Origin of the sequence: Aeromonas sp. R7-5 (assembly GCF_040908015.1) — a bacterium.
Classification (GTDB): domain Bacteria; phylum Pseudomonadota; class Gammaproteobacteria; order Enterobacterales; family Aeromonadaceae; genus Aeromonas; species Aeromonas caviae.
Map to the genome: position 1 here is coordinate 187,158 of NZ_JBFOCZ010000026.1, position 21,837 is coordinate 208,994.

A 21,837-nucleotide genomic window follows, 5' to 3' on the forward strand; every position below is an offset into this window, starting at 1 on the left:
CATCTTGATAAACCGCGGGTTTCCCTATACTGGCCGAGTTTTATCACTCGTTTTTGGGGGCTGCTGTGTGTGAAGTGACGCAAGCCCGGTTGGCCGAATGGCATCAGCGCCTTCTGACCGACTGGGCGCAAACAAGAGAGGAGCTGATCCGTCAGCTCAAGGCCTGTCGACAAGATGACTGGGCACAGAAGGTGGAGCGCTGCGAGCGAGATCAACTGGTTGATCTGACCAGCCGTCTCGATCTGCCCGGGGTGGAACACAGCGTGGCACGCCTCAAGCGGCTCGACGCGGCGCTCTGCCAGATGGATCTGGGGCTCTATGGCTTCTGCTCCGATTGTGAGGAGCCGCTGCTCCCTGAACAGCTGGAACAGGATCCGACCCTGCAACGCTGCCCGCGCTGCGAGGCCCGCTACCGCAAGGGATTCCACGCTCACGAACTCTGATGGGGACACCCTTTGTGCCCGCCATTTTCCTCCTCCACCCCTTCTCGCTTCCCATCATGACCAACCCCCTGGCGCGACGATCCCGGCAACCCCGGGGGCAGCCGCACAGGCATGAAAAAGGGGAGTCATGGACTCCCCTTCTCGTACTGCGTACTCGTCACTGGGCCAGCAGGTGGCCTACCAGCTCATGACGCCACCCTTGCAGCAGCATGGGCTTGTCCGCCCTGGCCCGCTCCTCGGCACTCATGCGCCAGCTCCAGGTGAAGTACTGGTGGATGATCTTCTTGCTCGCCACCAGCTCCGGTGGAATGTTGCTGGCCTTGGCCTTCTCCTCCACCATGCCCTTGATGCGCTTGAGCTCGGCCTTGTACTGGGGGAAGTCCACCAGACGGCGGATGGGATCGGGCCAGCTCGCAGGGTCGCTCTGCTGGGCGGCGGCGACGATGTCCAGCATCCGCTTGCCGTGGATCTTGATCTCGATGGGCGAGAGGCCCAGTTCGTTGAGATCCCGAAGGGAAGCGGGACGACGCTCCGCCACCTTGAACAGGTGCAGCTCTTTGACCACGAAGTTGAGGGCGAGATCCCGGCGTACCGCTTCCTGCTGGCGCCAGGCGGCCAGCTCGCGCAGGATGGCCAGCTCGCGGCAACCCAGTTGCCAGGCGTTGACGATCTCGAGGTAGGCCTGACGGGGATCGCTGCCCTGGGTCTTGCGGGCGGAGTGGTTCTGGCACTCCTGCTCGAACCAGGGGAACTTGCCGCTCTCGCGCAGTCTGGCCATCACCTTCTCGTAGAGGGGCATGAGGTAGAAGACATCCGCTGCGGCATATTCCAGCTGACGAGGGGTAAGGGGGCGCGCCAGCCAGTCGGTACGGGCCTGATCCTTCTCAAGCTCGACCCCGAGGAATTCGTTGACCAGAGCGCCAAACCCCACCGACACGCCATGGCCCAGGAAGGCTGCCGCCAGCTGGGTATCGTGCATCTGGTTGGGCAGGTGACCCGCCTGATGCTGGATGAGTTCCAGATCCTCACCGGAGGCGTGCAGGATGGCAATCTGTCCGGCCCGACCGAGGCGCTGCCACAAACCGGAGAGATCCAGGGTTAGGGGATCGAGCAGGGCAAGCTGCTTGCCATCGTAGATCTGGAACAGACCGAGCTGGGGATAGTAGGTACGGGTGCGAACGAATTCGGTATCGATGGCCAGGGGAACGTCGGCCAGAGAAGCGAGATACTGATCCAGTTCGGCTTGCTGTGAAATGAGTTGATATTGCATCGTTGCCTGCACGTTGGTCGGATCCAGAAAGAAAAAACCGTGGATGTCCCACGGTTTTGCATAACGACAGCGCTGGACTGCAAAGCAGTGCATGCCGGTTACTGCTTGGCAATCTCCTCGTCGCGCAGTACGCGGCGCAGGATCTTGCCCACGTTGGTCTTGGGAAGTTCGTCGCGAAATTCTACCAGTTTCGGCACCTTATAGGCAGTCAGATGTTTGCGGCAGTGGGCAATTATCTCCTCTTCCGCCAGCTTTGCATCTTTCTTGACCACGAAGATCTTCACCTGCTCGCCGGACACCGGGTTGGGTACGCCGACGGCGGCCACCTCCAGCACCTTGGGATGCAGGGCCACCACGTCTTCTATCTCGTTCGGGTAGACGTTGAAGCCGGAGACCAGGATCATGTCCTTCTTGCGATCGACGATCTTGAAGAAACCCTGCTCGTCGCATACCGCGATGTCGCCGGTGCAGAGCCAGCCATCCTGCATCACCTCGGCGGTCGCCTCCGGGCGCTGCCAGTAGCCGGTCATCACCTGAGGACCGCGCACCTGCATCTCGCCGGGGGCACCCCGTTCGGTGACCTGGTTCCCCTCGTCATCCACCAGACGGATCTCGGTGGAGCAGACCGGCAGGCCGATGGAGCCGTTGTAATCCACCAGATCATAGGGGCAGACGCTCACCAGGGGCGAGCACTCGGTCAGGCCATAGCCCTCCAGCAGCGGGGTGCCGGTCAGCCCCTTCCACTGCTCGGCCACCGCCCGTTGCACCGCCATGCCGCCACCGATGGTGAGCTTGAGCTTGGCAAAATCCATGCCCTTGAACTCGTCGTTGTTGACCAGGGCGTTGAACAGGGTGTTCACCCCGGTGATGCAGGTGAAAGGATACTTCTTGATCTCTTTGACAAAACCCGGGATGTCGCGGGGGTTGCTGATGAGCAGGTTGTAGCCCCCCAGACGCATGAACAGCAGGCAGTTCACCGTCAGGGCGAAGACGTGATAGAGCGGCAACGCCGTGACCACGAACTCCTTGCCGCGCTCCAGCACAGGGCCATAGACACCGAGGCACTGCTCGACGTTGGCGATCATGTTGCGATGAGTCAGCATGGCGCCCTTGGAGAGGCCGGTGGTCCCGCCGGTGTATTGCAGGAAGGCGATGTCCTGGTTGCTGATCTCGGGTTTGATGTACTGCAGGTAGCGCCCCTTGGCGAGGGCCTGACGCATGGTGCTGGCATGGGGCAGGTTGTACTTGGGCACCAGCTTCTTGACGTATTTGACCACGAAGTTGACCAGGGTCCCCTTGGCCAGCCCCAGGTTGTCCCCCATCCGGGTCAGGATCACGTGCTTGACCGGGGTGTCATACACTACTTTTTCCAGGGTGTGGGCAAAGTTGGAGACGATGACGATGGCCTTGGCGCCGGAGTCTTTCAACTGATGCTCCAGCTCGCGCGGGGTATAGAGGGGGTTGACGTTCACCACCGTCATGCCGGCCCGCAGGATGCCGAATACCGCGATGGGGTATTGCAGCAGGTTCGGCATCATCACGGCCACCCTGTCCCCCTTGCCGAGCTTCAGCTCGTTTTGCAGGTAGGCGGCGAAGGCTCGGGACTGTTCCTCCAGCCGGCGGTAGGTAATGGTCTGCCCCATGTTGACGAAGGCGGGCTGATCGGCGAACTGGGTCACCGACTCTTCAAACATCTCGACCAGAGAGCCGTATTGGTCTGGATTGATCTCGGCGGGCACCCCTTCTGGATAACGCTTCAGCCAGACTCTTTCCACGAACTTCTCCTGCATAACTCGCACCTGTGCGCTCACTGTGTTGCCTCCGTCCCTGTCACATCCATTTCAATCAATTGTTTTAAGTTCATGCTCTAATGCCGCACATATTTACATAAGGCAACATCAATTAACAGTGAATTAACAACGGGAAATGTGAGGGAGAAAGCAAACCTGACATGATTCAAAGCCGCCGATCCTACCGGATTTAAGCGAAGTTTTCGATATAAACGGCGGTTTCTGATGAATTTTCCATATGAAAATGATGGCCTCCTGCCACTGTTACCCGTTCAATGTGGCCAAAGGCCGCCTCCCGCAACTGCCACTGTGCCAGGAGCCCGGGGAAGCCCTGCTCTCCCCGGATAAAGAGCACCGGACAGACGATGGCCCGGATCAGGGCCTGGGCCTGCCCCTCGCTCATGCGCAGGGGGGAGAGATCGCGAAGACGGGGATCACTGCGCCAATACCAGCGCCCTGCCCGCGCCTCCAGTTGTCGCTCACAGATAAGGCGTGCCGCACTCGGGGGGATGTCCGCCACCTTGCAGCGGGCAGCCACCGCCTCCTCGAGGGTGGCAAATCCACTGGTTGCACGCTCACGGGTACGAGTGCGGTTGAGGATGGCGCGGCGCAGCTGCCCCGGTACCTCCTCGTCGGGCTGGCTCAAGGGGCCGAGCCCCTCCAGCAGAATGAGCCGCTCGATTTGCTCGGGAAAAACGCCGGCATAGGCAGAGGCAATCAGCGCCCCCAGGGAGTGACCAAGCAGGATGAAACGCTGCCAGCCCGCGGCCTGGGTGATCTGGTAGAGATCATCCAGCCAGTCCACGAAGACATAGGGAGTCGACTTGTGATCGGAGTGACCATGGCCCGGCAGATCGACGCAGACCAGATGAAACGCCCCCAGCCAGGGGGCCAGAGGCAAAAAGCTGGCGCCGTTGTCGAGCCAGCCATGGAGGGCCACCAGCAGCGGTCTGTCCTCCTGACCATTGTCCAGCAGGGCGATGTGCCGCCCGTCCGCCAGGCGCAGCCTGCGCTCCTGCAATGTCGCCGTCATCCGGGCTCCTCAGCGGCGCAGGGGCCGTCTGGGCCAGAAGGGATCATAGAAAGGATCGTAAAAGTAGGGATCCATGTAGCGGATCTCCACCTCCTTCACCGGTGGCCACAGCTTGCTCCCCGTCACCTTGAGTACCGAGAAGCGATACTTGTGCTCGCCAATCTGGCTGTCCACCGGCTTGTCGAGGGTGCCGAGCACCGTCAGGCTGCGACCCTTGGCATAGAGGGTCGGGTCGACAAACCCCTGCATGATGGCGAGAAAACGACCGGGGCTCTGTTCGGTCTGCTCCGGCACCCCGTTGGACTTGAGGGGCAGATAGACCACCTCGATGACACTCTGATCCGCCTTGTTGTGGACCGCCGAGATGACACCGCTCCAGCGGGCCGGCTTGCCTTCCATCCCCTGCAGGGCGGGTTGATAGGCCACCAGCTGATCCGCAGGCTCATAGGCAAGCTCTTTGGGCACCGTGCTGCAACCGCCCAGCAGCAGCCCCACCAATCCCAGCATGATCACGGATTTTCTCATTCGTCTCTCCTTCATCGTCCGACAAAGCAGCCCGGGGCAGCTGTTGCCGCCTATTCGCGACCCGGCAGTTTCTTCCAGGTCACCTTGTCACGCAGATAGACAGGGGTGGCCTGCTCTACCGGCACCGCCTCACCCGCAAACCAGGCCTGGCGTGCCAGAGGCAGCATGTCGGCGGCCGCCGGGAAACGCACCTGGCTTGGCATCAGCACATCTGCCAGGCCGCCCAGAGTCTCGCCATAGGTTTCAAAACCGGTGCCAACGCAGCTCACCGCGCCAGTCAGCTTGTCACGGGCCTGCACCAGTGCGGCTGGCTCGCTCACCACCTCCTCGCCCACCAGCGTCATCACCCCGTCCACCAAGGCGTAGTGGCCGAAATAGACCTCGTCCATGCGCGCATCGATGGCGGCAAGCACCTGCTCGGCCCCTTCCAGCTTATGAGCCCCCTGGGCCATGGCTGCCAGGGTGGAGACACCGATCATCGGCACGCGGGCACCAAAGGCGAGCCCCTGGGCCACGCTGATCCCGATCCGTACCCCGGTGAAGGAGCCTGGCCCACGACCGAAGGCGATGGCGTCGAGCTCATCCAACGATAGATCGGCTTCATCCAACAGAGCCTGAACCATAGGCAGGATCTTGCGGGTATGGTCACGGGGCGCCTCTTCCCAGCGGGAAAAGAGGGTGTCACCCACCATAAGGGCTGCGGAGCAGGCTTCGGTGGCGGTATCCACGGCCAGGATCTTCAACTCATCCATTCTTTTTATTCTCTTCACATCAGTCAGTTAAATCGTCAGCATGGCCAAGGCCTGCCGTCATGCATGGCCGGGGGCAATCAGCCCCGGCGCGGCGGACTCACTCCCGTGGTCCGAAAAATTCGCCCAGGGTCGCCAGCTCCCGGGTCCGTGGAATGGCAGGCAGGCTCTTGATGAAGGTGGCGCCATAGGGCTTGTTGACCACCCGGGGATCACAAATAACCAGTACGCCGTGATCACTGCGATCACGGATGAGCCGCCCCACCCCCTGCTTGAGGGCAATCACCGCCTTGGGCAACTGCAGCTCGGCAAAGGGATCTCCCCCCTTGAGCTTGCAATCCTCCACCCGTGCCTTGAGCTGGGGATCGTCCGGGCTCGCAAAGGGCAGCTTGTCGATGATAACACAGGACAATGCCGCCCCCCGCACGTCTATCCCCTCCCAGAAACTGCTGGTGGCCACCAGCACGGCCCGACCGTTTTCCACGAAGGTCTTGAGCAGCCGCTGCTTGTTGTCTTCCCCTTGCAGCAGGACGGTGCGGCCGATTTCCCGGCGCAGCACCTCGGCCACCTGGCGCATCACCTGATGGCTGGTGCAGAGGAAGAAGCACCCCCCTGGCGTCTTGTTGATGAGGGGGATCATCAGGGTCGCCAGCTGCTCCCCGCGCCCGAAGGCATTGGGCTCTGGCAAGAAACGGGGTACGCACAGGCGCGCCTGCTCGGCGTAATCGAACGGACTGTCGAGAATGAGTTCGGCGCTGCCGGCCAGCCCCATCTCGGCGACGAAGTGGGCGAAGCGATTGTCCACCGTCAAGGTGGCCGAGGTGAAGACCCAGGCCACCTCGGGGCGCTGCACCTCGGCACCGAAGCGCTCGGCGACCGACAGCGGCGTCAGATTGAGGGTAAAGTGCAGACGCGAACAGTCATACCAGTAGGAGAAACCGGTCTGGTTGACCGCCAGCACCTCCCCAAGGCGGGTGCGCAGCTCGCTGATGCGCTCGAAACAGTGATCCAGCTGCTCCCCTCGCCCGAGCGCCAGTTTCAGCACTTCATAACAGAGCCCGATGGCATCGTTGAGGCGGGCCAGCGCCTGTGCCCAGAGGGATTGTCTCAGCAGATCCCGGGTGTTGCCGCGCCCCCCCTCCACGCCGAAGGCAAGGCGCAGATCCTGACTGGCAATGGCGAGCCTGTCCGCCGCCTTGCCAAGCTGGGCCATGTCATGAGCCTCTGCCCGGTAGGCGAGCTGGATATCCTGCGCCAAATCCTGGATGGTGCGGCTGCCCACGGACTTGCCGAAGTAGTGGCTGGCGATCTCGGGCAGCTGGTGCGCCTCGTCGAATACATAGACCTGCGCCTCGGGCACCAGCTCGCCAAAGCCGGTGTCTTTGACCGCCATGTCAGCGAAAAAGAGGTGGTGGTTGATCACCACCACCTGGGCGTCCATGGCACGGCGCCGGGCGATGACCAGGTGACAATCATCGTAATAGGGGCAGTCGCGACCCAGGCAGTTGTCGTTGGTGCTGGTGACGTGGGCAAGGATCTCGGCGTTCTCCTGTAGCCCCGGGATATCCCCCACATCGCCGTTGTCGGTGGCAGTCGACCAGGATTTGACCTTCACGAGATCGCTCAGGATCTCGGGCTTTTGCAGATGGGATTCACTCAACAGCCGGTTCATCCGCTCGATGCAGAGGTAATTGCTGCGCCCCTTGAGCAGTGCCACCGGCGGGGTGTAGTGAAGCGCCCCCGTGATGGTGGGCAGATCCCGATAGAAGAGCTGCTCCTGCAGATTCTTGGACCCGGTGCTGATCACCACCCGCTTGCCGGATTCCAGCGCAGGCACCAGATAGGCATAGGTTTTGCCAGTGCCCGTTCCAGCCTCCACCAGCAAGCGGCCACCTTGCTTGATGGCACGGGACACCGCCTCGGCCATCTCCAGTTGCGGGGCACGGGCCTTGAAGCCGTCAATATGGCGGGCCAGGGGGCCGTCTGGCTTGAACAGGGTCTGGATGATGGTCAAAGGCATGTCCCGCTGCAAAAGCGGGCATTATGCCAAAAGCGCGGAAAAAGCGGGACTGATAATGCGTTCAGACGAAGAGATCAATCCGGTGGTCCGGATCCGGTTTGTGATCATCATCCTGCACCGCTGGTTGATCAGGCTTTGGCGGCTGCTCTCTCTGCTCGTGATGCTGGCCACCGCCGCCATTGTCGGTGCCTATCTTGCGCAGCTGATGTTTCTGGCTGATCTGGGTCACCTCCCGCTTGATGTCATCCGGGCTCGGTGTCGAGGGTGCGCGGGGCAGGATGGGGAATAACAGGTCCTGGCTGGGCATGATGTCGCCTCCTTTGGCATCTCATTGTCTAGTTATCGACCAGAAAACCGTTTTCTCAACTTTAATCGTCCTGATCACATTTTTCGGTTGCATTTTCTGTCAAGGCAGGTAGTTTAAATCGGGCGTCAACAACGGCATCTGATTTGTAAAGGATTGATTACATCATGAAGTTCACCAACCTGAAGACTCATCATCACCATCATCATCCCGAATAGTCTTTCAGGAGGTTGACTGCTGGAAGACACTTAACTGGTGACTTCCAAAAGGACCGCAAGATTCATGAACCCTCGGAAGCACATACTTCCGAGGGTTTTTTCGTTTTTGACTAAAAGGAAATCGAGCAATGGAAACACAACGTCTGCGCATCGCCATGCAAAAATCCGGTCGTCTGAGCCAGGATTCCCAGGCCCTCTTCAAGAGCTGCGGCCTCAAGATCAACCTGCGGGAACAGCGCCTCATCGCCCATGTCGAGAACATGCCCATCGACATTCTGCGGGTGCGTGATGACGACATCCCGGGTCTGGTGATGGAAGGGGTGGTCGATCTTGGCATCATCGGCGAGAACGTTCTCGAAGAGGTGCAGCTCATCCGCGCAGCCCAGGGGCAGCCCTTTGCGGTGAAGACCCTCAAGCAGCTCGACTTCGGCGGCTGCCGCCTCTCTCTGGCGGTGCCGGACGATGTCAACTACACAGGACCCGAGAGCCTGGCCGGCAAACGCATCGCCACCTCCTATCCCGGTCTGCTCAAGCGCTTCTTCGACGAGAAGGGCCTGGGCTTCAAGAGCGTGATGCTGGGCGGCTCGGTGGAAGTGGCCCCCCGCGCGGGTCTGGCCGATGCCATCTGCGATCTGGTCTCCACCGGCGCAACCCTGGAAGCCAACGGCCTGAAAGAGGTCGAGGTGATCTACCGCTCCAAGGCCGTCCTGGTGCAAGCCCCCAACCCCCTGAACGATGCCAAGCAGAAACTCATCGACAAGCTGCTGCCCCGCATCCAGGGGATGCAGCAGGCACGCGAAAGCAAATACATCATGCTGCACGCCCCCAAAGACAAGCTCGATGCCATCACCGATCTGCTGCCGGGGGCGGAGCGTCCCACCATCATGCAGCTCGCCGGTGACACCAACCAGGTAGCCCTGCACGTCGTCTCCAGCGAAACCCTGTTCTGGGAGACCATGGAACAGCTCAAGGCCCTGGGTGCCAGCTCCATCCTGGTGCTGCCCATTGAAAAGATGATGGAATAAGGAAGACACATCATGCAGACCCTGATCTGGAAGACCCTCTCCCCCGCCCGGCAAGCCGAAGTCCTGACCCGGCCCGCCCTTGGCGACGAAGCCGACATCGGTACCGTGGTGCGAGACATCATTGCCGCGGTACGCAGCCGGGGCGATGAGGCCCTGCGCGAGCTGAGCCAGCGTTTCGAACGCGCGCCCCGCGAACAGCTTCGGGTGAGCGACGCGGAAGTGGATGCCGCCTGCGCTCGACTCGGTGATGACATCAAGGGCGCCATCGAGGCCGCCATCGCCAATATCCGTACCTTCCACGCCGCCCAGGTGCAGCCCGTCGTGCGCGTCGAGACCCAGCCCGGGGTGCTGTGCGAGCTGCGCACCCAACCCATCAGCCGGGTCGGTCTCTATGTCCCGGGAGGCAGCGCGCCGCTCCCCTCCACCGTGATGATGCTGGCCATTCCGGCAAGCCTGGCCGGTTGCCGTGAGGTGGTGCTCTGCACCCCGTCTCCGGCGAGCGACGAGATCCTGTTTGCCGCCCGCGCCTGTGGCGTTCGTCAGGTGTTCGCCATCGGCGGCGCCCAGGCCATCGCGGCCATGGCCTATGGCACGCAGACCATCCCCAAGGTGGACAAGATCTTCGGCCCGGGCAACGCCTATGTGACCGAAGCCAAGGGCCAGGTTTCCCGTGACTGGCGGGGCGCCGCCATCGACATGCCAGCCGGCCCCTCCGAGGTGCTGGTGATCGCAGACGAGAGCGCCAACCCGGCCTTCGTGGCATCGGATTTGCTCTCCCAGGCCGAGCACGGCCCCGACAGTCAGGTGGTGCTGGTGACCACCTCTGCTCCCCTGGCCGATGCCATCGGCAGCGAGCTCCAGGCGCAACTCGCCGAGCTCAGCCGCCGCGACATCGCCGAGCAAGCCCTGAAGGCAAGCCTGGTGATCCTCTGCGACAACCTGGAGGAGGCCTGCGCCATCTCCAACGCCTATGCCCCGGAACACCTCATCGTGCAGACCCGGGCCCCCCGGGATCTGCTGGACAAGCTCGAGAACGCGGGCTCCATCTTCCTCGGGGCATGGACACCGGAGTCGGTCGGTGATTACGCCAGCGGCACCAACCACACCCTGCCCACCTACGGCTATGCCCGCACCTGCTCGAGCCTGGGGCTTGCCGACTATCAGCGCCGCTACACGGTACAGGAGCTCACTGCAGACGGCATTCGCGGCCTTGGCCCCATCGTCCAGCGCATCGCCCAGGCCGAGGGACTCGATGCCCACAAGCATGCCGTCACCCTCAGGTTGAACGCCCTGGCCGCCGAGCCCCAACAAACAGCACAGCAGAAGGATTTGTCATGAGCATCGTCAATCTGGCCCGTCGCGTCGTGCGGGCTCTCACACCCTACCAGTCCGCTCGCCGCATCGGCGGCCAGGGCCACGTCTGGCTCAATGCCAACGAGGCCCCCCTGGCCTACCCCTTCACCGTCGAGGGGAGCCGCCTCAACCGCTATCCCGAGTGCCAGCCGGCCGAGGTGGTGAACGGCTATGCCGCCTACGCCGGGATCAATCCGGATCAGGTGCTGGTGAGCCGCGGTGCCGACGAGGCCATCGAGCTCTTGATCCGCACCTTCTGCGAGGCAGGGGAAGATCAGATCCTCATCTGCCCCCCCACCTACGGCATGTACGCCATCAGCGCCGAGACCTGTGGCGTGGGGATTGTCGAGCAGCCATTGACCGCCAGCCGTCAGCCGGACTGGCCCGCCATCGCCGATCGCCTCTCTGACGTGAAGCTGGTGTTCCTCTGCTCCCCCAACAATCCCACCGGGGATCTGGTGGGCCGCAAGGGACTCGTCGCCCTGCTGGAGAAGGCCCGGGACCGCGCCATCATCGTCGTGGACGAGGCCTACATCGAGTTCTGCCCGGAGGCCTCCGTGGTGGACCTGCTGGCCCAATACCCGAACCTGGTGGTGACCCGCACCCTCTCCAAGGCCTTCGCGCTGGCGGGGATCCGCTGCGGCTTTACTTTGGGGGATCCCGAGGTGATTGCCATGCTGGCCAAGGTGATCGCGCCCTACCCCATTCCCGACCCCATCGCCCAGATTGCCGCCCAGGCGCTCTCTCCCATGGGGCTGGAACTGATGCAGGAGCGGGTGCAGGAGCTCAACAAGCAAAAGGCGCTCATCAAGGCGGAGCTGCTTCGTCTGCCCTGCGTCAAGGAAGTGTTCGAGGACAAGGGCAACTTCGTGCTGGTGCGCTTCAAAGATGGCGCAGCCGTGTTCGCCGCCATGAAGGCCGCCGGCATCATCTTGCGTGATTTCTCCAGCAAGCCTGGCCTTGACAACAGCATCCGCATCACCATCGGCTATCAGGGCGAAATGGACGCCGTGCTGGCCGTGCTGCGTGACCTGCCCCCACCCTCTCTGTAAGACAAGCAAGGATGTAGCGATGAAAACCCCGTTTTTGTTTATCGACCGTGACGGCACCCTGATCGAGGAGCCGGTCACCGACAAGCAGGTGGACAGTCTTGCGAAGCTGCGCTTCGAGCCCATGGTGATACCTGTGCTGCGTGAGCTCCAGGCCGCCGGCTACGTGCTGGTGATGGTGACCAACCAGGATGGGCTCGGCACCGCCAGCCTGCCCCTTGAACACTTCCAGCCGCCTCACGACCTGATGATGCACCTCTTCGAATCCCAGGGCGTCACCTGGGAGCAAGTGCTGATCTGTCCCCACTTCCCCACCGACGGTTGCAGCTGCCGCAAGCCTCACCTTGGGCTGGTGAAGGAGTATCTCGCCTCGGGCCGCATCGACTTTGCCAACTCCTTCGTGATTGGCGACAGACAGACCGACATCCAGCTTGCCGAGAACATGGGCATCCGCGGCATACGCTACCACCCGCAAGATCACGGCTGGACTGCCATTCGTGATCAGCTGCTCTCCAAGGGGCGCGTGGCCGAGGTAGAGCGCTACACCAAGGAGACCCGCATCCAGGTGGCGGTGGATCTCGACAAGAGCGGTGGCAACCAGATCGCCACCGGCATCGGCTTCTTCGATCACATGCTGGATCAGATAGCGACCCACGCGGGCTTTCGCCTCAAGCTCAAAGTGAGCGGCGATCTGCACATCGACGATCACCACACGGTGGAAGATGTGGGATTGGCGCTGGGTCAAGCCCTGCGCCAGGCCCTTGGCAACAAGCGAGGCATCGGCCGCTTCGGCTTCGTGCTGGCGATGGACGAGGTGCAAGCGGTGATCGACGGGCGTCCCCGCCAGGAGGCTGACAGCACCTCGCTGACCGAGCTGGACGTGGCCACGGCGCTGGATCTGAGCGGCCGTCCCTACTTCGTGTTCGACTGCCCGAGCGGCTTTGGTCGCGACAGCGTGGGAGAGATGGCCACCGAGATGGTGCCCCACTTCTTCCGCTCCCTCTCTGACGCCATGGCCATCACCTTGCAGATGAAGGTGGGCAGCGGCAACACCCACCATCAGGTGGAGGCGCTGTTCAAAGGCTTTGGCCGCGCCCTGCGCCAGGCCATTCGCGTGGAAGGGAGCGAGCTTCCCTCCAGCAAGGGGGTGCTGTGATGGGGAAACAGAACCTGGTCATCATCGACACCGGCTGCGCGAACCTCGCCTCGGTGCGCATGGCGTTCGAGCGCCTCGGCGTGCAGCCCAGGGTGAGCTGCAAGGCCGCCGACATCGAGCAGGCGGACAAGCTGATCCTGCCCGGCGTCGGCACCGCCATCGCCGCCATGAAGAACCTCAATGAGCGGGAACTTGTGCCCCTCATTCGCGCCGCCAAGCAGCCGCTGCTCGGTTTTTGCCTCGGCATGCAGATGCTGGCACAGGCCTCGGAAGAGAACATGAGCGCCGATGGCAGCGAAGGAGCGCTCATCGACTGCCTCGGCATCGTGCCTGGCAGGATCCGCCTGATGGAGGTGGGCAACCTGCGCCTGCCCCACATGGGCTGGAACCAGATTGAGCACGACGAGACCCACCCGCTACTCAAAGGCATTCCCAGCGGCAGCTACTTCTACTTTGTCCACTCCTATGCGCTGGAGGTGACCGACGCGACCCTGGCGACCTGCGACTACGGCCTGCCCTTTACCGCCATCGTCGGGCGGGACAACTTCTTTGGCGCCCAATTCCACCCGGAGCGATCCGGACCGGCCGGTGCCCGCCTACTGCAAAACTTTCTGGAGCTATGACAGGCATGATTATTCCCGCAATCGACCTTATCAACGGTCAGGTCGTGCGCCTCTACCAGGGCGACTACGGCCAGAAAACCGCCTACAGCGACAACCCGCAGGCCCGCTTCGATGACTATGTCAGCCAGGGGGCGGCGCAGCTGCACCTGGTGGATCTGGACGGCGCCAAGGATGCCAAGGCCCGCCAGTTGGCCCTCATCGCCCAGCTGCTGTCCGCCACCGAGGCACCGGTGCAGGTCGGCGGCGGCGTGCGCAGCGAACAGGATGTGGCCGACTTGCTGGCGGCCGGCGCCAGCCGGGTGGTGATCGGCTCCACCGCCGTCAAATCCCCGGATCTGGTGGCCAGCTGGATGGAGAAATATGGCCCCGAGCGCATCGTGCTGGCCCTGGATGTCAACATCGATGAACAGGGCAACCGCCACATCGCAGTGGCTGGCTGGCAGGAGAACAGCGGCATCTCCATCGAGGCGCTGATCGAGCGCTTCCTCCCCGCAGGACTCAGGCATGTGCTCTGCACCGACATCAGCCGGGACGGTACCCTGGCGGGCACCAACGTCGAACTCTACCGGGATCTCTGCGCCCGCTACCCGAGCGTCGGCTTCCAGGCGTCCGGCGGTATCGGCGGTCTGGCGGATATCGAGGCGCTCAAGGGAACCGGCGTCAAGGGGATCATCCTCGGCCGTGCCCTGCTGGAGGGCAAGTTTGACGTGGCAGAAGCCATTCGCTGCTGGGGTGACGGCCGCGCTGCATGACGCGCCCCTTTCCGGCATCAGACAGCCTGCCCATCCGGGCAGGCCTCTTTCTCCCCGATGGGGGCGAACCTTATGATTTGGCAGCAATTGGCTCTATACTCGACCTCACAGGGATAGCGTCATGGAAGACATATGTTGACACCTCACAACGCCACCATCCTGATCGTCGACGACTCACCCGAAAATCTGATGGTACTGACCGAATTGCTTTCGCCTCATTACCGCGTGCTGGCTGCGCAGAGCGGGGAAAAATGCCTGCGCATCGTCAGTGCGGATCCAAAGCCTGACCTCATCCTGCTGGATGTGATGATGCCCGGCATGGATGGTTATGAAGTGCTCAGGCAATTGCGTCAGTCCCCGATCAGCAGCCGTATTCCCGTCGTTCTGCTCACCGCCCTCGCCGACCCCCAGAGCGAGGAGTTCGGCCTCTCCCTCGGCGCCGCTGATTACATCACCAAGCCCATCAAACCGGTGGTCGTTCAGGCCCGGGTGCGTACCCAGCTGGAGGCCAAGCAGGCCCGTGACGGTCTGCAAAACCAGAATGCGGCGCTGGAAGCCGAGGTCGCGCGGCGAATGGCGGAAAACGACCTGATCCAGCAGGTCTCCATCCGCGCCCTCGCCCATCTGGCGGAGATCCGCGACCCCGAAACCGGCAACCATATCCTGCGCACCCAGGGCTATGTGCGTCTGCTGGCGAGCGCCCTGGCTGATCACCCCCGTTTCGCCGATACCCTGACCCCGGGTTACATCGATCTGCTGAGCCGCTCCGCACCGCTTCATGATATCGGCAAGGTGGGCATTCCCGACCACATCCTGCTCAAACCGGGCAAGCTGACCCCGGAGGAGTGGCAGATCATGCGCACCCACGCCAAGCTCGGCAGCGATGCCATCGAGGAGGCCGAACAGGACATGGAGCAGCCCCTGGCCTTCCTCACCCTGGCCAAGGAGATCGCCCACTGGCACCATGAGAAGTGGGATGGCAGCGGCTACCCGGACGGCTTGCAAGGGGACGCCATACCCCTCTCGGCCCGCCTGATGGCGCTGGCAGACGTGTTTGACGCCCTCATCTGCGCCAGGGTCTACAAGCCGGCCATGAGCTACGACGAGGCTCGCGCCCTCATCCTCTCCGGCAGTGGCCACCATTTCGATCCCGATGTCGTGACCGCCTTCGATCGCCATTTCGACGCCTTCGTCACCATTGCCGAACGCTACCAGGATGGCAGCGAGGCCGTGGATGGCTGAGGCTCCCCTGACCCGGGCACATGTGCTCAACGTCGTCCTCACCTATGCCGCCGTGGCAAGCCTGTGGATCCTGCTCTCCGACAAGGCGGTGGAGTGGCTGTTCAGCACCCCTGCCCAGTTCGCCATGGCAAGCACCATCAAGGGCTGGCTCTTCATCCTCATCACGGCCCTCATGCTTTATGCCATGCTGCGTCGTCGCATTGACACCACCGGCAGCACACCTGTCTTTACGAGGCGTCAATGGATCCCCTTCCTGTTGCTCAACGGGCTCATTCTGGCCCTGACCGCCATGGCCATCGCCCGCAACATCGAACTGGCACGCAACAAGGAGGTGGCTCGTCTCGAAGCCATCGCGGATCTCAAGAGCCAGCGCGTCACCGAGTGGCTCGGAACCCACGAGCAGGATATTCACCAGCTCATAAAGGGTCTGGGCAGTACTGATTTCTATCGCCCAGGACAAGCACCATCCTCACCCGAAGCGATCACGCCACCACTGGCAAGGCTGCTCGAATTCATCTCGGTACGCGGATTTCACGGTGCGGCCGTGTTCAATCCTGCCGGACAGCCCCTGTGGCATACCCCGGGTGGCGACACCATGAATGCCACGTTGCGTGACGCCCTGCCACGGCTCGAGCAGGGCAACGTCATGCGTCTTGGTCCCTATCTCGATGATCGCGGTCATGCCAGGCTGGACTTTCTGGTCAATCTGGAGGTTGCTGCAGGACCTGCCCCCGTGCTGGTGATGCAGATAAGCGCAAATCGCTGGCTCGATCAGATCCTGGGGGCCTGGCCCGTCCCAGACAGCAGCGGAGAAGCCATTCTGTTTCGCCAGCAGGGGGATCAGGTCCACTATCTGAGCAGCCTGCGCTATCGCCCGGAACCGGCTCTCACCCTGCACTATCCCGTCACCCACCCCACCCTGCTGGCAGCCCAGTATTTGCGGCTCGCCGAACGCGGCACGCCCCAGGTGCTTTATGGCCAGGATTACCGGGGCAGCGAGGTCTTCGGGGTTGTCTATCCGGTCATGAACACGGACTGGTACCTACTGGCCAAGATCGACAAGGCAGAACTCTATCAGGCCACCTTTAAAGAGAGCGTCTGGATCGGTCTCATCGGCCTGCTGGTGCTCTTTGTCACCAACGCCGGCATCATCCTGCTGCGCCAGCACACCCGGCTGCAGATGGCCGAGCAGCTTCAGCACTCCCAGTCCCAGCGGCTGGAGGCGTTGCAACTGCTCTCCGCCATCGCCGACAGCTCGGAAGACGCCATCTTCGCCAAGAACAAGGAGGGCAGATACATCCTCTTCAACCGGGCCGCCAGCCAGTTTGTCGGCAAGCCGGTTGACGAGGTGCTGGGCCAGGATGATCTGACGCTCTTCCCGCCGCAGCAGGCGCAGATGCTGATGGCATCCGGGCGCCAGGTCATAGAGCGCAACCGGGTGCAGACCGAGGAGGAGTACCTGACCCTGCCCGATGGCGAGCATGTGTTTCTCGCAACCAAAGGCCCCTTGCAAGACAGCGAGGGGCAGGTGATCGGGATCTTCGGCATCTCTCGGGACATCACGGACTTCAAACGGGCCGAGGCCGACTTGCGAGAGCGCGAGGGACTGTTCCGTGCCTTGGTGGAGCAATCCCTTGCCGGGATCTACATCATCCAGCAGGGTCGGCTCTGCTACATCAACCCCTGTTTTGCCCGACTGTTTGGCTATGACACCCCGGGGGCGCTGATCGCCGTTGGCCAGTTACACGCCCTTGCCGCTCCCAAGGACAGCACCAGGGTCGCCGAGCTGGTGCACGCGTGCGAGCAGGACGCGCGCGATATCCACACCCGCTTCAGTGCCCTGCATCAGCACGGGGAATCCCTGGAGGTCGAGCTGTACGGGCGGCGCGTCGACTACCTCGGCCAGCCCGCCATCATCGGCATTCTGCTCGATGTCACCGAACGGGAGCAGGTTGAACAGGCCCTGACCCGCCAGGCCAGCGAGCTGCGCCAGCAGAACCATGAGCTGGAGCGGTTCAACAAGGTGATGGTGGACAGGGAGCTCGCCATGCTGGCCCTCAAGCACCAGATCAACGGGCTCTCCCGTCAGCTCGGAGTGCCGCCCCCCTATCCCCAGGCCCCCATGCCACCGGAGGATCTCCCATGATGAGCTGGTCACCCCTGTGGCATGTGCGCCCCTCCACCCAGCGCTGGGGGATCTCCCTGCTGGCCGTGCTGCTGCCCGTTCTGATGTTGCAAATCCGGGTCCAGCTGCCCATCGCCTTTGGCGAGCGACCGCTGCTGGTTCTCTTCATGTTGCCCATCATCGTTTGCGCCCTGTTGGGGGGCTTGTTGCCAGGTCTGCTCTGCACTCTGATCACCGCCCTGGTCACCAGCTATTTCATGCTCCCCCCCATCTATTCACTGAGTGTCGAGGCTGGCCAGGATCTGGTGCAATGGTGCCTGCTCATCGCCAACGGTCTGCTCATCAGCGTGCTCAGTGCCGCCTTTCATCGCGCCCGGGCCAGAGAGGTCCTGCGCTGGCAGGAGCTGATGAACACCCAGAACCAGTTGCAGCAGAGCGAGAACCGCTTCCAGGTCACCTTCGAACAGGCAGCGGTCGGCATCGCCCTGGTCTCCCCCGATGGACACTGGCTGCGTGTCAATCAGCGGCTGTGCCACATCCTGGGCTACCGGGCCGACGAGCTCACCGGGATGACATTCCAGCAGTTGACCCACCCGGACGATCTCTACCTCGATGAGGCCCATGTGGCCCGGGTGCTGGCGGGAACTATCCCCCACTACACCCTGGAAAAGCGCTACCTGCATAAGGGGGGCGAGATCATCTGGACCACTCTGACGGTGGCCCTGGTGCGCGACGCCGAAGGCAATCCCGACTACTTCATCTCCATCATCGAGGACAACCGGCAGAACAAGGAGACCGAGGAGGCGCTGCGCCGCAACGAAGCCATACTGCGCGAGTCCCAGCGTCTCGCCAAGATAGGGAACTGGCGCTGGCGCGTGGCCGATGACAGCCACTTCTGGTCACCGGAGATCTATCGCATCTATGGCCGGGATCCGGCCCTCCCCCCCGCCGTCTATCCCGAGGTCAGAAAATACTTCACCCAGGAGGGGTGGCACACGGTGGCCCAGGCCGTCGAGCGCTGCAGGATGGACGGGCAGCCCTACGAGTGCGATGCCGAAGTGATCACGGAGCAGGGGGAGACCGCCTGGGTCATTGCCCGCGGGGCGGCGCTCAGGGACAGGGATGGCACCATACTCGAGCTATACGGCACCGTGCAGGACATCACGGAGCGCAAGCTCGCGGAGCAGCGCCTGCAACACAATCAGCAGATGGCGCTCGATACCCAGCGTCGTGCTCGCCTCGCAGCTCTGAACCTGATGGACGACGCCATCAGTGCACGGGTGCGCGCCGAAACCGTCAGCAGCGCCCTGCGCGAGAGCGAACAGCGCCTGCTGATGGCCCAGGAAGGGGCCCATGTCGGCATCTGGGAATGGGACATGGTCAGCAACCGTCTCTTCTTCTCGCCGGAATGCGCCCGCCTCTATGGCCGCAGTGCCGAGGCGCTCGGCGAGCTGGCCGCCTGGCAAGCCTGCCTGCATCCGGATGACAGGCCCCGCATCGAGCAGTTGCTGGCGGAGCAGGCGGTCAGCGGCGCCCCCGTCGAGCTGGAGTTCAGGATCCTGCTGCCAGATGGCGGCATCCGCTGGCTGGTGAGCAAAGGGAGCGTCTATCGGGACGCCCAGCAGCGGCCCGTGCGCCTCCTTGGCATCCATCTGGACATCACCCAGAGCAAGCTGGCCGAGCAGCAGTTGCGCCAGTTGTCCCTGGCCCTCGAACAGAGTCCTGACGGCGTCTTCATCACCGACACCCGGGCGCGCATCGAGTACGTCAACCCCGCCTTCCTCGCCGCCAGTGGTTACCAGCAGCACGAGGTGATAGGCCGGACCCCGTCCCTGCTGCGCTCTGGCCTCACCCCGGATGCCAGCTATGTCGCCCTGTGGGATGCCATCAACCACGGCCAGCGCTGGCATGGCGAATTCATCAACCAGCGCAAGGATGGCTCCCACTACCAGGTACTGGCCACGGTGTCGCCGATCCGCCAGGAGAGCGGCGAAATCACCCACTACGTCACGGTCCAGGCCGACATCACCGAGAAGAAGCAGCTCGGCGAGGAGCTGGACCAGTATCGCTACCACCTGGAGGAGATGGTCAACGAGCGCACCCGGCAGCTGGCCCAGGCCCACCAGCGGGCCGAAAGCGCCAACCACGCCAAGAGCGCCTTCCTTGCCAACATGAGCCACGAGATCCGCACCCCCATGAACGCCATCCTGGGGCTCACCTATCTGCTCAAGCGCGACACCCGGGATCCCACCGACCTCGAACGGCTGACCAAGATAGACACTGCCGCCCAGCACCTGCTCAGCATCCTCAACGACATCCTGGATCTCTCCAAGATCGATGCGGGCAAGATGACGCTGGAGCTGACCGATTTCTCCCTCACCGCCATGCTGGACAACGTCCGCGCCCTGATGAACGACCAGGCCAGGGCCAAGGGGCTCACCATAGTGACGGACATCGGCGATACCCCCGCCTGGGTGCACGGCGACATCACCCGCCTGCGCCAGGCCCTGCTCAACTATGCGACCAACGCCATCAAGTTCACCGAGCAGGGAACCGTCACCCTGCGCGTCAGGCTGGCCCGCCCCCTCACCACCGGCTACCTGCTGCGCTTCGAGGTGGAAGACACCGGCATCGGCATCACCCCTGCACAGCGCGAGAAGCTGTTCCAGGCGTTCGAACAGGCGGATGTCTCCACCACTCGCAGATATGGCGGCACTGGCCTTGGCCTTGCAATCACCAGCCGGATCGCCGCCCTGATGGGGGGCGAGGTCGGAGTCACCAGCGAGCCAGGCCAGGGAAGCTGCTTCTGGTTTACCGCCAGGCTGTTCAAGGCAAAGGAGGACGCCCCTTCCCGGACCCCGTCCGAGCAGGGGAACCAACAGGCCTTGAGCTTCCCTCGCCACGCCCGGATCCTGCTGGTGGAAGACAACGCCATCAACCGGGAAGTGGTGCTCGAGCTCCTGTGCCACAGCGGCCTCGTCATCGAGACGGCCGTCAACGGCCAGGAGGCCCTGGCCCTCGTCAGCCAGCACCCCTTCGACCTCATCCTGATGGACATACAGATGCCGGTGATGGATGGCTACAGCGCCACCCGCGCCATCCGGGCCCTGCCCGGCATGGACAGGCTGCCCATCCTGGCGCTCACCGCCAGCGCCTTCGAGGAGGACAGAAAGGCGAGCGCATCGGCCGGCATGAACGATTTCATTGCCAAGCCCGTCACCCCCGCCAAGCTGTTTGAAGCCCTGCAGCGCTGGCTGCCCCAGGGCAAGGTCCCCGAGCTTGCCCCGGACGACAGCACTCGCCATCCCGTGACAGGCCCCCTTGCCCGCCTGCAGGCACACCCGGGCCTGGATCTCGACCAGGGGCTGGCGACCCTCAACGGCAATCAGGAGAAATACCTGGCCCTGCTTCGCTACTTCATCCATGAGCATGGCCAGGACATGGCGCGGCTGCACCGCCACTTGCAGGCCGGGGAGCACAGCGATGCAACCCGCATGGCCCACAGCCTGCGCGGCGTGGCGAGCACCCTGGGGGCGCGTGAGCTGTCGCGCCACTGCCTCGCCCTGGAGCAGGCCATCGCGGGCGGCGACACTGAGCCCACCGGACTCATGTCATCCATCGATGAGGAGATTGCCACCCTTTGCGCTCTGCTCGGGGACGATCTCGCCGCACCGACCACCGATCTGGTGCCCCTGGGAGATCAGTGGCGCCAGCAACTGCTGGCCCAGATGGAAGCCCTGCTGGTGCAAAGCGACACTGCCGTGATCCCCCTCTACGAGCAGTATGCCGGTCCCCTTCGCCTCATGCTGGGGTCTCGCAGCGACACCCTGACCAGGCAACTGAAGGCGTTTGATTTTGATGCCGCCCTGCTCACCCTGCGCCAGCATATGGCAACGGACGAGACCCACCCGGACGATCGGGCCCGCCTCCCCGAGGCGCCAGCCTGCCATCCGGGGCAGGTGAAGGGCGACAAAGGGTTGAATCACTGAATAAAGTCATGCATATAGTGGGGTGCCCAGAGGCGACGAGACGGCCTGCCGGGCCTGTCGTTTCCCCCGTCATGGGCCCCCGTTCAAGGCATGCCAACCCTGTTCCCGTCCGCCGCCCGGGCCAACGCCGGCGGCAGAACGACGTTTCTTTAACCGTGCTTTACATGGAGC

The 21,837-nt window shown here is 63.0% G+C and carries 17 protein-coding genes and 1 other annotated feature; of the genes, 10 read left to right on the forward strand and 7 right to left on the reverse strand.

Features of this window, described 5'->3' with window-relative positions; genetic code table 11:
* Nucleotides 1-74 precede the first annotated feature (74 nt).
* On the forward strand, nucleotides 75-443 hold the full coding sequence (locus AB5Y53_RS09460) for a TraR/DksA C4-type zinc finger protein (RefSeq protein WP_039039175.1): 369 nt from the start codon (nucleotides 75-77) through the stop codon (nucleotides 441-443).
* Nucleotides 444-600: 157 nt separating this feature from the next.
* Here AB5Y53_RS09460 and rnd read toward each other — a convergent pair whose 3' ends face one another.
* From rnd to AB5Y53_RS09495, 7 genes are all read right to left on the reverse strand, one after another.
* Nucleotides 601-1,713 carry a ribonuclease D gene (gene rnd / locus AB5Y53_RS09465; protein WP_368181814.1) on the reverse strand — a complete coding sequence of 371 codons (1,113 nt, stop codon included), beginning with the start codon at nucleotides 1,711-1,713 and terminating at the stop codon, nucleotides 601-603.
* Nucleotides 1,714-1,811: 98 nt separating this feature from the next.
* Nucleotides 1,812-3,488: a long-chain-fatty-acid--CoA ligase FadD gene (gene fadD / locus AB5Y53_RS09470; protein WP_201888715.1), complete on the reverse strand. Its 1,677-nt coding sequence runs from the start codon at nucleotides 3,486-3,488 to the stop codon at nucleotides 1,812-1,814.
* A 205-nt stretch (nucleotides 3,489-3,693) separates the two neighbouring features.
* A complete protein-coding gene (locus tag AB5Y53_RS09475) occupies nucleotides 3,694-4,536 on the reverse strand; it encodes an alpha/beta fold hydrolase (RefSeq protein ID WP_368181816.1) in 843 nt (280 codons plus the stop codon).
* Nucleotides 4,537-4,545: 9 nt separating this feature from the next.
* Nucleotides 4,546-5,061 carry a Slp family lipoprotein gene (locus AB5Y53_RS09480; protein WP_039039136.1) on the reverse strand — a complete coding sequence of 172 codons (516 nt, stop codon included), beginning with the start codon at nucleotides 5,059-5,061 and terminating at the stop codon, nucleotides 4,546-4,548.
* 50 nt (nucleotides 5,062-5,111) lie between these two features.
* Complete coding sequence (gene tsaB / locus AB5Y53_RS09485) at nucleotides 5,112-5,813, reverse strand: tRNA (adenosine(37)-N6)-threonylcarbamoyltransferase complex dimerization subunit type 1 TsaB (RefSeq protein WP_368181819.1); 702 nt, start codon at nucleotides 5,811-5,813, stop codon at nucleotides 5,112-5,114.
* Nucleotides 5,814-5,910: 97 nt separating this feature from the next.
* Nucleotides 5,911-7,830: an ATP-dependent DNA helicase gene (locus AB5Y53_RS09490; RefSeq protein WP_042017607.1), complete on the reverse strand. Its 1,920-nt coding sequence runs from the start codon at nucleotides 7,828-7,830 to the stop codon at nucleotides 5,911-5,913.
* Nucleotides 7,831-7,891: 61 nt separating this feature from the next.
* A complete protein-coding gene (locus AB5Y53_RS09495) occupies nucleotides 7,892-8,137 on the reverse strand; it encodes a hypothetical protein (protein WP_368181822.1) in 246 nt (81 codons plus the stop codon).
* A 190-nt stretch (nucleotides 8,138-8,327) separates the two neighbouring features.
* Nucleotides 8,328-8,452 (forward strand) — a sequence feature (His leader region).
* Nucleotides 8,453-8,480: 28 nt separating this feature from the next.
* Here AB5Y53_RS09495 and hisG point away from each other — a divergent pair.
* The 9 genes from hisG to AB5Y53_RS09540 all read left to right on the forward strand — a co-directional run bounded on the left by hisG (nucleotide 8,481) and on the right by AB5Y53_RS09540 (nucleotide 21,666).
* A complete protein-coding gene (gene hisG, locus AB5Y53_RS09500; RefSeq protein WP_010674694.1) occupies nucleotides 8,481-9,377 on the forward strand; it encodes an ATP phosphoribosyltransferase in 897 nt (298 codons plus the stop codon).
* A 12-nt stretch (nucleotides 9,378-9,389) separates the two neighbouring features.
* Entirely contained in the window at nucleotides 9,390-10,715 is a 1,326-nt protein-coding gene (gene hisD / locus AB5Y53_RS09505; RefSeq protein ID WP_102983876.1) for a histidinol dehydrogenase, read from the forward strand.
* Nucleotides 10,712-11,782, forward strand: a complete 1,071-nt coding sequence (gene hisC / locus AB5Y53_RS09510) for a histidinol-phosphate transaminase (RefSeq protein ID WP_045524837.1) — start codon at nucleotides 10,712-10,714, stop codon at nucleotides 11,780-11,782. The genes hisD and hisC overlap by 4 nt, the downstream gene beginning before the upstream one ends.
* Before the next feature lie 19 nt (nucleotides 11,783-11,801).
* Nucleotides 11,802-12,935 carry a bifunctional histidinol-phosphatase/imidazoleglycerol-phosphate dehydratase HisB gene (hisB, locus tag AB5Y53_RS09515; RefSeq protein WP_182958656.1) on the forward strand — a complete coding sequence of 378 codons (1,134 nt, stop codon included), beginning with the start codon at nucleotides 11,802-11,804 and terminating at the stop codon, nucleotides 12,933-12,935.
* The gene (hisH, locus tag AB5Y53_RS09520; RefSeq protein ID WP_039039129.1) at nucleotides 12,935-13,558 is read left to right on the forward strand and encodes an imidazole glycerol phosphate synthase subunit HisH; all 624 of its coding nucleotides are present in this window, start codon (nucleotides 12,935-12,937) and stop codon (nucleotides 13,556-13,558) included. Before hisB ends, hisH begins: the two co-directional genes overlap by 1 nt.
* A gap of 5 nt (nucleotides 13,559-13,563) precedes the next feature.
* A complete protein-coding gene (hisA, locus tag AB5Y53_RS09525) occupies nucleotides 13,564-14,310 on the forward strand; it encodes a 1-(5-phosphoribosyl)-5-[(5-phosphoribosylamino)methylideneamino]imidazole-4-carboxamide isomerase (protein WP_010674689.1) in 747 nt (248 codons plus the stop codon).
* Between the two features lie 132 nt (nucleotides 14,311-14,442).
* Complete coding sequence (locus AB5Y53_RS09530) at nucleotides 14,443-15,552, forward strand: two-component system response regulator (RefSeq protein ID WP_010674688.1); 1,110 nt, start codon at nucleotides 14,443-14,445, stop codon at nucleotides 15,550-15,552.
* Complete coding sequence (locus tag AB5Y53_RS09535) at nucleotides 15,545-17,698, forward strand: PAS domain S-box protein (RefSeq protein ID WP_368181825.1); 2,154 nt, start codon at nucleotides 15,545-15,547, stop codon at nucleotides 17,696-17,698. Before AB5Y53_RS09530 ends, AB5Y53_RS09535 begins: the two co-directional genes overlap by 8 nt.
* Nucleotides 17,695-21,666, forward strand: a complete 3,972-nt coding sequence (locus AB5Y53_RS09540) for a PAS domain S-box protein (protein ID WP_368181827.1) — start codon at nucleotides 17,695-17,697, stop codon at nucleotides 21,664-21,666. The genes AB5Y53_RS09535 and AB5Y53_RS09540 overlap by 4 nt, the downstream gene beginning before the upstream one ends.
* Nucleotides 21,667-21,837: the final 171 nt, after the last annotated feature.

Coding starts and splice junctions, on each gene's coding strand:
- rnd (WP_368181814.1), bottom strand. CDS start 1,713: ATGCAATATCAACTCATTTCACAGCAAGCCGAACTGGATCAGTATCTC.
- AB5Y53_RS09475 (WP_368181816.1), bottom strand. CDS start 4,536: ATGACGGCGACATTGCAGGAGCGCAGGCTGCGCCTGGCGGACGGGCGG.
- AB5Y53_RS09480 (WP_039039136.1), bottom strand. CDS start 5,061: ATGAGAAAATCCGTGATCATGCTGGGATTGGTGGGGCTGCTGCTGGGC.
- tsaB (WP_368181819.1), bottom strand. CDS start 5,813: ATGGATGAGTTGAAGATCCTGGCCGTGGATACCGCCACCGAAGCCTGC.
- AB5Y53_RS09490 (WP_042017607.1), bottom strand. CDS start 7,830: ATGCCTTTGACCATCATCCAGACCCTGTTCAAGCCAGACGGCCCCCTG.
- AB5Y53_RS09495 (WP_368181822.1), bottom strand. CDS start 8,137: ATGCCCAGCCAGGACCTGTTATTCCCCATCCTGCCCCGCGCACCCTCG.
- hisG (WP_010674694.1), top strand. CDS start 8,481: ATGGAAACACAACGTCTGCGCATCGCCATGCAAAAATCCGGTCGTCTG.
- hisD (WP_102983876.1), top strand. CDS start 9,390: ATGCAGACCCTGATCTGGAAGACCCTCTCCCCCGCCCGGCAAGCCGAA.
- hisC (WP_045524837.1), top strand. CDS start 10,712: ATGAGCATCGTCAATCTGGCCCGTCGCGTCGTGCGGGCTCTCACACCC.
- hisB (WP_182958656.1), top strand. CDS start 11,802: ATGAAAACCCCGTTTTTGTTTATCGACCGTGACGGCACCCTGATCGAG.
- hisH (WP_039039129.1), top strand. CDS start 12,935: ATGGGGAAACAGAACCTGGTCATCATCGACACCGGCTGCGCGAACCTC.
- hisA (WP_010674689.1), top strand. CDS start 13,564: ATGATTATTCCCGCAATCGACCTTATCAACGGTCAGGTCGTGCGCCTC.
- AB5Y53_RS09530 (WP_010674688.1), top strand. CDS start 14,443: ATGTTGACACCTCACAACGCCACCATCCTGATCGTCGACGACTCACCC.
- AB5Y53_RS09535 (WP_368181825.1), top strand. CDS start 15,545: ATGGCTGAGGCTCCCCTGACCCGGGCACATGTGCTCAACGTCGTCCTC.
- AB5Y53_RS09540 (WP_368181827.1), top strand. CDS start 17,695: ATGATGAGCTGGTCACCCCTGTGGCATGTGCGCCCCTCCACCCAGCGC.